This is a genomic window from Parabacteroides sp. AM58-2XD (assembly GCF_003463685.1).
Taxonomy (GTDB): Bacteria; Bacteroidota; Bacteroidia; order Bacteroidales; family Tannerellaceae; genus Parabacteroides; species Parabacteroides segnis.
The window spans coordinates 1-9,682 of sequence record NZ_QSDP01000156.1; the positions used below are offsets into that span (position 1 = coordinate 1).

Annotated in this window: 4 protein-coding genes; all 4 read right to left on the reverse strand. The window is 43.9% G+C overall.

From position 1 onward, the window contains the following. Positions 1–217 precede the first annotated feature (217 nt). Complete coding sequence (locus DXA15_RS23510) at positions 218–3,598, reverse strand: glycoside hydrolase family 2 TIM barrel-domain containing protein (protein ID WP_128135653.1); 3,381 nt, start codon at positions 3,596–3,598, stop codon at positions 218–220. 186 nt (positions 3,599–3,784) lie between these two features. Beyond that, positions 3,785–4,339 (reverse strand): DUF3332 domain-containing protein, encoded by a 555-nt coding sequence (locus DXA15_RS23515; protein WP_128135654.1) that lies wholly within the window; start codon positions 4,337–4,339, stop codon positions 3,785–3,787. Positions 4,340–4,526: 187 nt separating this feature from the next. Then, positions 4,527–6,308 carry a RagB/SusD family nutrient uptake outer membrane protein gene (locus DXA15_RS23520; protein ID WP_128135655.1) on the reverse strand — a complete coding sequence of 594 codons (1,782 nt, stop codon included), beginning with the start codon at positions 6,306–6,308 and terminating at the stop codon, positions 4,527–4,529. A gap of 22 nt (positions 6,309–6,330) precedes the next feature. After that, a complete protein-coding gene (locus DXA15_RS23525) occupies positions 6,331–9,453 on the reverse strand; it encodes a TonB-dependent receptor (RefSeq protein WP_128135656.1) in 3,123 nt (1,040 codons plus the stop codon). Positions 9,454–9,682 lie beyond the last annotated feature (229 nt).

Sequence of the window (9,682 nt, forward strand, 5' to 3'; positions counted from 1 at the left end):
GTCAGCTGAAGCAGACGGCAAATAAACCTGTAACAAGGCTTGTTTTATTGACTGGCTTTAACACACCCCCTGCCCCCTCTCGAGAGGGGAGCCAGTTACAACCAGTCACAAAACCGATAGCTCAATTATTTCTAAATTAGTTATACCGAATTCACATAATATAAAAAAGGGGGCCCTGAATACACAGAGTCCCCTTTCTATATTATAATAACTTTATTTATTTGTAGCTATAGCCCGCTTTCTTTTGTGCGCTGCTGGCATTTTCTGCCGGGATTAAAGTGAAGCCCCACTTGTATTCCTTGTCAGCAGGTAATGTATATTCAGGTTCAGGACGTGAATACCAACTGTCGTAACCGGCCAGTCCCTGTTGTTTCAGGTCAACACATACTTCAACGAAGTTACGCGGGGTAATATCATTGATGTGTGTCTGGCGAGGTTTATCGTACGGACCGATGTTCGGACGGTTGTTGATTTCTTCCTGTGTGAAGTTGTTCCACTGGTACGGACGGTTGGTTGTCTTACCGGCATCGAAATCTTCTACTGAGTTACGCATGGCGTTGAATTCCATATCATCGTCAGCAACGATTAACAGGTTCTTGCCTTTGCCGCCTAATGTGAGCCAGCGAGTATCGCAGTGGTGGCCGTTTTCCTGCGGACGAACATAGGGGAAGTATTGCTCTTCTGCCGTGCTCTTGTATTGCCCGATCATGTAACCGGCTTTACGGTCCCAATAATTCTCTACTGGTCCGCGACCGAAGTATTCCAACTGGTCCATAGTCACCGGCAGACGGAAACGTACGCCGATACGGGGAACAACCATTTTGTCACGGTCGCTGACTTTGTCACGTCCGGGTGAAAACGTAGCAGTGGCAGTCGCTTCGGAGATTCCAATCTTTACGCCATCCAGATGAGCCGGGGTGAAGTGGGTAGCCACATTCATTACACCGTCGGGATAAATCTTATAAGTGATAAGGAATTCGTTACCGGCCGGTAATTTATATTCCACATTTACGATGGCATTTCCGTCGACGATTTCGGCAGCAGCCTTAGTCACGTTGAAGTTACGACTTGACAGTTCCCATATTTCTAAACGTTTCGGGTTACCGCTTCCGTAGTCATTGTCGTTAGGAGCACGCCAGAAGTTCGGCTGGATACCGAAGCCTTCGTTGAAATATTCCGTGCCGCCCACCTTATAGGAACTAACAACACCTGACTTCTTGTCGAACACGAAGTTCACCTTGGAAGATGTAACTTTTACATTGTCACCTTCTTCTGATACGGCCAGTTTAGGACCACCTGCCTTATAAGCAACTTTATCGGCTTCTATCGGTAAGCGGAACTGGTCTTGAGCTATTTCATAACCGGCAGGAATTACACCTTCCTGTTTGTTAGAAGTAACAACGAAATTAACCAGATAGTCGACGCCGGCCTGTGGTTTCAGACCTGCTACGGGAACAGTGATTTCCTGTGAAGCCTGCGGAACCAGGTCAAGTGAAACTTTATCACTCTTGATTACCTTGTTGTTTGCTTTTACAGTATATGTAATCGTATAATCCTTCAGGTTGGTGAAGTAGAAGCGGTTCGTGATTTTAAACACGCCGTTAGCTACATCCACGGCATCGAAACCAACGTTCTGATGTGTAAATTTCACCTCTTTCATGGCTGGATGCGGAGTGCGGTCCGGATTTACGATACCGTTGCAAAGGAAATTACCGTCGCTAGGCATATTAACACCGAAGTCGCCACCGTATGCATAATAGTCTTTGCCGTTTTCATCCTTAACAAGAAGTCCCTGGTCTACCCAGTCCCAAATCCAACCACCCTGGAGGTTCGGATATTTGTAGATAGCTTTCCACTGTCCCCAAAGGTTACCGGTCGAGTTACCCATGGCATGGGCATATTCGGAAGGAGCTATCGGACGGTCGCTACCTTCTTTTCCGATTTCTTCCAGCCATCCAGCACTTGGATACTGCGGTACATACATGTCGGTATTCCATTCCCAAAGAGCACGTTCGTAGTTGACCGGACGGTTCATTGATCCTTTTTCCTTATTCTTTACATACAGGTAAGTCTGGTAGAAGTTATATCCGTTACCGGCTTCGTTACCCAAAGACCAGATAGTTACCGACGGATAGTTCTTGTTACGTTCGTACATATTCATCGTACGGTCCATGTGCGGCAGCAACCATTCCGGATTGTTACCCAACGAACCGCCTTTGCTCAGGCTATAATACATACCGTGCGATTCCACGTTGGCTTCATCATAGACATATAATCCGTATTCGTCGCAGAGTTCATAGAACCGACGGTCCTGCGGATAGTGGCACAAACGTACAGAGTTGATGTTGTTTTTCTTCATCAGTTCGAAGTCTTTACGCATCAGTTCTTCTGTCATATAGTGGCCAGTCTGTGGGTTATGTTCGTGGATATTCACCCCTTTGAACTTAATCGGCTGTCCGTTGAACAATAGCACGGTGTAGGGTTTCCCGTTGCCGGCAATCTGGTCGATCGGTTTGATTTCGATGCGGCGGAAACCAACGTTCGAAGGAATGACTTCCGTTACTTTACCGTCTTCCTTTACCGTCATCAACAGTTTGTAAAGATTCGGATGTTCAGCACTCCAGGTGGCGACATCGTTCAGCTCTTTTTCAAAAGAAGCTGTCTTGATACTGTTGGCTCCGACCCATAACTTGTTGTCGGCAGTTGCAACAGTCTGTCCTTTTGCATCCAGCAGTTCGTAAGATACAGTGATGTCTTTTGCTGCTTTCGTATGGTTTTTGATGTCTACGGCCAGGTTGAAGATCCCGTTTTTATAAGTATCGTCCAAGGTAGAGATTACGCGGAAATCGTTTACTGCAATCTTGGGTTGTGACCACAGGAATACATCACGTTCGATACCGCTGATGCGCCAGAAGTCCTGGCATTCCAGATATGAACCGGTGCTCCATCTGAATATCTTCAGGGTAAGAACATTCTTTCCCGGTTGCAGATAGTCGTTAATCAGGAACTCTGCCGGATTTTTAGAATCTTCGCTGTATCCGACTTCCTTGCCGTTCACATAAACGTATAGGCCTGATTTGGCACCTGCAATGTGCAGATACACATCACGTCCGTCCCAGTTTGCCGGGATTTCGAAATCACGACGGTAAACGCCTACCGGAGTTGCTTCCGGCAATAACGGAGGCTGCGGGTTACGGGGTTTGAACTCGTAGCCATGGTTTGTATAGATGGCTGTACCATGTCCTTGAAGCTCCCAGTTACCCGGCACGGTAATATCATCCCAGGAAGAAGTGCTTGTGGAAGGATCTGTGATATTTGCCGGAAGATCTTTGTAGGAGTCTACAAAATAGAATTTCCAGGTTCCGTTCAGTAATGAATAGTAGGGACTCTTTTCAAAACGTGAAGTAAGGGCTGTCGAACGGTCGCCGTACGTCATAAACGAGCTGCGCGGCAGTTCTTTGTTTACGGCAACGACCTGAACGTCCTGCCAGTAAGGCTTCGTGTCCTGGGATGCAGTCGCATTATCAGCCAATGCAGTACCCAAAAGGAAGCAACCGAATGCTCCGGTGAGCATTGCTTTCTTAACCAAGTGTTTCATTTGTATTTATTTAGGTTGGTAGTATCTGATAAAAAAATGGAGGTGTTACAACAGCCAGTTTTGTCATGGCGGACTTGATCCGCCAACTCATACTACGTTAATGTACATTGTTAGTATGGGATCCCGGGTTAAGCCCGGGATGACAGGATAGTGACTTTTGATACACCTCCATTCAAATGTTGTTTCTTATTTTGCTGCGTAAAAAGAATAACCTTCAGCTACCTGGCGGAATGCCAATACACCTGCCTGGTTTAATTCAACATTCATTTCCTTACCATCCGGCAGGTACATGACAACTTCGTCGTTGTCTTTGAACTTTAACAGTTTTGTAGCTTCACCGTCAGCTTCTACGCTCCAGCTTTTATCGCTTTCGTTGAATACAAGGTCAATTGCCTTTTCTTCACCTTCTTTTTGGATATGGTATCCGTCTTTCTTGGTTTCAACCGTGTAAACACCGTCTTTTCCATTGATTGTTTTTACTGTTCCGGCATCGGCAACAGGATTATCTCCGCTCCAGAATTCGATGGAGTTCAGGACCAGTATGTCTGCAAGTGCAGAAATTTCATATACGGGGACGATCCAGAATGCAATGAATACTAATTCGTTAACGAACTTACTGTCAATATTTTTATTCCAGTCAAGAAGTTTGTTAGTTAAGCCGAATGATCCGATGCAAGATGAAAATAGAACACTGCTGGCTAAAGTAGTTGCCACTAATAACGTTAAACCTTTTTTCCTCATGAATTATAAATTGTTAGTAGTTAATTTGGGGACGAAGATAACAATTATTTTTTATCCCAACTTACTGTTTCTTTATTATTTCGGGTTTGCTTGATGGTTCTTCTTTGCAGTTTCAGATGTTTTGAGTGTATATAAAATGTGCCGGATATTCTTCCGGCACATTTACTAATATAATATATTTCAAGGATTAATACCCCGGATTCTGATCTGCTTTCAAAAGAGGGTTCAGGTCGATAGCCGATTGAGGTATTGCTTTCAACAGCATACGATTATCCCATTTCATAGTGATCACTTTTTCCCCGTCCGGCATGGTGATATCTACATTGTCGATCTGTTCTTTGCAATAAGCGGCACCGTAGCGAATCATGTCATCCAGACGGAATCCTTCAGCGGCCAGTTCGATCCTGCGTTCGTTACGGATTAGTTCAAGTCCTTGTTCTTTGGATAAAGAGGTCGGGACGTTCGGCATACCACAGCGGTCGCGCAGTTCATTTAATGCGGCCTGCACTTGTCCGTCGAAACCGGTTGTTTGCGTTCTGGCTTCGGCAAAGATCAGCAGGATCTCTCCATAGCGAATGCATGGATAATCGCCTGTGGCCTGTCCGTATCCGGATGGGTCGTTGTCCAAAGACAATGTTTTGCGGAAGTTGAATCCTGTTTTAGATTCATTGTTACCGCCTTTTATCCATTCGTAAGCGAAATCCGTTCCGTAATTTGTTTCATACCATCCTTTGAATGGTAACATAATGGAGACATACAAACGGCTGTCGCGGTTACGGAACTCGCTGATGTACTTTTCATTCTTGATCTCTCCGCTTTTTACTTTGTTTTCAACAAAAAGACGAAAGGTGTTTTTATTGTCGGCTGCAATGAATTCATCTGCTTCCTTTCTCAGTTCCGTATAGTTGGAGGCACGTTCTGTTTTAGAAGGAAGACTAGGCTTACTGCCGTCTACGGCCCAGTATGTGTCAACCAAATTCTGGGTAGGAGTGACGGAAGACCATCCACCCAGCTGGTTTGGGCGCATACTAGTATATCGTACCATATCCTGATAATCCCAGTCGGATGCAGCATATTGACGGGTCATGATATATTCGGGGTTGTCCGTATTGCCATTCTCTGTGTGCCACAGTGTTTCGTAGCTAAACATTCCCTTTACGAATTTATCCTTGTCGATATTGAATTTGGCGAAATCAACATATAGGTCCATTTCATCAGCTTCTTTTTGCTGTGCATCGCTTAGTGAAGAGATGCGGAACAAAGAGAAACCTCCGTTATCCATGATGTCTTTGGCTGTGCTTTCGGCAGTTGCGTAATCTCCGAAATTCAGTGCGGCTCTGGCTTTCAGGGATAGTGCTGCATATTTGGTGATGCGGCCTTTTTCATTCGGATAACCTCCTGAGTATTTATCAGGTAAACCTGCTGCCCCTTCTGTTAGTTCCTTCATGATAAATTCGCGGATAACGCTTACTTCGTCACGTGTCACATTTTCAGCATCATAGGGAAGAACTTCTGTGATCAGAGGCACTTTACCGAAAGTCTGTGTAAGTGACAGGTATTGCCATGCCCTCATAACGCGGGCTTCAGCTATGAAACGTGCTTTTAGGTCTTCGTCCATAGGGCAACTCTCTATTTGTGATAAAAATAGGTTTGCTTTACGGATCGTTTCGAAGTTCCAGCCGGCATCGTAAGCGGCACTCATTCCATTTTGCAGGAAAGTGGAACCGCTTGATTCCCATGAATACTGGCAATATGCATCCGGAGAATAAGTATCGTCATAGATGCCGATTCCCGGAATCGTATTGGAGTAGATTACATTCAGGTTCATCCAGGCATCCTTTTCCGATGTCCAGTATGTTTCGGAAGCAATACTTGAAGGCGGCTCAACCTCTAAATCACAGCTTGTGACAGTTGCACCTATTATCGTACAGAATGCGATGCTTTTGAATAGTTTATTTATATTTTTCATATGTCTAATTCTTTACAATCAATTAAAATGTCAGGTTAACTCCCAGTGCGATAGAAGAAATACCTCTTGTATCTTGTCCGCGACCGTTTCCGGTTTCCGGGTCAAAATCTTCCATTCTCTTGTCTGCACGGATCGTGAACGGATTTTCTGCTGCAACATATACTTTCAGGGCATCCATTTTTAAGGCTTCCAGTGTTTTCTTATTAAATGTGTAGCCGAGCGTAATTGTTTTGATGCGGAAATAGTCGGTATTCATCAGCCAGTATTCAGAGAAACGGTTATTGTATGTCGAGTGTGCACTTGTACGGGAATAGATTCTCGGATAAGCGGCGTTCGGATTCGGATTATCCAGTGTCCATCTTTTCAGGTGATATTCGCGCGGACTGGCATTGTCGGAGAATGCCCAGGCTTGTTCCTGCCAGAAATATTGTTTTGTACCGCTAACGCCCTGTCCGAATGCACTAAGTTCAAATCCTTTATAACGGAGGTTGATATTGATACCATAGGTAATGTTTGGAACGTCGCAGGCCAGGAAGTCTTTGTCTTCTGCATCGAGTTTTCCGTCTCCGTTCAGATCGACATATTTGATGTCACCGGCCTGGGGAGTCATACCGTCTGTTACATAGTTTCCGTTATCAATGTCTTCCTGGCTTAACAAGCCATCTGTACGCCAGCCGTAGAATGTTCCGATTGCATAACCCACCTTCTTGATCCATGGATCTTCGTAAATCGGATCGGATGCGCCCAAGTCGGTAATTTTGTTCCAGTTCTTACTCATGTTAAAACCGACAGAGTAGGAGAAGTCACCGATTGTTTTGTTGTGCGTGATACCGAACTCAATACCTTTGTTGCTGACGCTACCGATATTTTGTGAGGGTTTAAAATCTTTATAAATACCCACTTCGTAAGGTACGTTGTAACCTAACAGGATGTCGTTGGTTACTTTATTGTAATAGTCACCTGTGAAATCAATTAAGCCGTTGAAGATAGAAAAGTCCAGACCGACATCTGTAATGGCAACCTTTTCCCAGCCTAAAGTTGTGTTGGCCGGTTTAGCTTCCTGGATACCGTTTACGATACCATCTTCAAAATTGTAATTGCCCCCTTGCTGATAAGTAGAGAAATAATCGTAATCGCCTACATTATTAATATTACCCAACATACCCCATGAAGCACGTAGTTTCAGGTTATTGATCCAGCTTACATCCTGCATGAATGCTTCCTGATTGATACGCCATCCGGCAGAGAATGACGGGAAGATACCCCAGCGATGATCTTTGTGGAAACGGGAAGAACCGTCTGTACGTAAGTTGGCTTCCAACAGATAACGATCCATAAAACTGTAGTTGACACGCCCGAAGTATGAAAGCATCTTGTTTTCGTTTGAGCCTCCTTCCGTACCGGTGTCGTTCGGTGCGCTTGAACCGCCATTCAGGTCGGTCATATTATTGGTCGGGAAGTTTTTGCGATACGATTTTTGTTTCTGGTATTGATAATGTTCATAAGAAACACCGGCTAATACATTGAAACTATGTTTGTCATTACTCCATTCATAGTTGGCAAGTCCGTTATATGTCAATCGGTTATGTTCGATCCATTCGTAAGTCATTTTCGACTCGTCTGTCTGTGAACCGTTCAGTTCCAGCCCGGTTTTGAAATCTTTGATCTTAGAAGTGCTGGCATCGTAGGTGGTACCTTTGTAGTCATACACTTTATAGATCATTTCACCGGTTAAAACTAGACCTTTCACGGGTTTGAAGTCCAGCGCCAGGTTAAGAAGCGTATTGGTCGTTTTGTTTTTTGACCAGTTTCCTTGGTTTTGTTTGCGCAACGGGTTACGAAGCATATTTACGGTAGAAGCAGGTTTTCCTCCTTCATAACTACCCCATTCTCCGTTACTTTGTTTGGCAACATATGTGGACGGAACTGTCAGTAATTCAACGTAACTGATTCCTCCTTTATCCGATTTGTTATCGTCCTGGATATAATTGATGTTGGCACGCATTGAAACCCATGACTTGATGTCTGAAGATATATTTGTAGTCAGGTTGTAACGATTACTATTTGCTCCCGGCGTGAATTTGTCGTCGAAAGTATATCCTAAACCGGTATAATATTTTACTTTATTACCGCCACTGAAGCTCAACGAATGCTTTGTGATTGTAGATACATCATCCAAAACCAGATCGTACCAGTTGGTATTCGGGTACATATCCGGATCCGATCCGTCACGGAATTTCTGGATCATTTCATCTGTATAAGGGACTTGTGCATTGGGATTGTCATTTAATGCAGCTTCGTTAGCCAACCGGGCATACCATTCGGAACTAAGAACTTTCGGTGTGTATGTAGCCATTTTTACGCCGAAGTATCCATTATAATTTACCTTCAGGTCGCCTTCTTTACCACCTTTGGTTTTAACCATAACAACACCATAAGCGGCACGTGAACCGTAAATAGCGGAAGATGCGGCATCCTTCAGGAAGGATACGCTTTCGATAGTGTTCGGATCGAGAGCAGAAAAGACAGTGGCATCGGCAATCGCCCCGTCAATCACGAAAAGCGGTGATGAGGTACCCAGGTTACCACGTCCACGGAAGTTAATGGATGGTGCTGCACCGGGACGGCTGATAATTGTAACGCCCGGAACCTGTCCCTGTACGGATGCCAATACATTCGTATTTACACGTTCCTTTAATTCTTCAGAGCTTACAGAGGCGACGGCTCCGGTAAGATTTACTTTCTTTTGTGTACCATAACCTACAATAACAACTTCATCCAGGGCTTGTGAGTCTTCACTCAGGATGATTTTTCCTTTAGCAGCTTCTGAGGCTTTGATCTCAATGGTTTTAAAACCGATGCTGCTGATAACCAGGATGTCATTAGGATTTGCTTCCAGAGTGAATTTGCCATCCAGATCTGTAACAGTTCCATTGGTTGTGCCTTTAACAATGACATTGGCACCGATCAGTGGTTCATTCATTGCTCCGTCAAAAATGACTCCACTTATGGCTTTTTTCTGTTGGGTAATAGATACATCTGTTGTAGCTGCGTACAAGGAAGATGTGGTTACTGAAACAGGAAAAGCAAGTGCGATTAAAAGCAAAGAAACTTGATTTTGCTTTAAAATAGACCTGTAATTCATGTGTTTTTTGATTAATAATTAATACTAGTTAGAGGTTATCATAGTTCTAGCAGAACTATGTCTTGTGTGTTAGAACTATTCGTTAGTGAATCAGCTATTTAGGGTAAAATTGGTAACAGATAGAAAAAAGCATGTTAACTTAATTGTGTAATTAATAATTAACATATTCGACTTAAGTTCTTGTGGATCGTAATTAATTTTTAATATATTTAGGCATTGATAATAAAAA

Bases quoted from the DNA above. Each gene is read 5' to 3' on its own strand.
- DXA15_RS23510 (WP_128135653.1), bottom strand. From the start codon at position 3,598: ATGAAACACTTGGTTAAGAAAGCAATGCTCACCGGAGCATTCGGTTGC.
- DXA15_RS23515 (WP_128135654.1), bottom strand. From the start codon at position 4,339: ATGAGGAAAAAAGGTTTAACGTTATTAGTGGCAACTACTTTAGCCAGC.
- DXA15_RS23520 (WP_128135655.1), bottom strand. From the start codon at position 6,308: ATGAAAAATATAAATAAACTATTCAAAAGCATCGCATTCTGTACGATA.
- DXA15_RS23525 (WP_128135656.1), bottom strand. From the start codon at position 9,453: ATGAATTACAGGTCTATTTTAAAGCAAAATCAAGTTTCTTTGCTTTTA.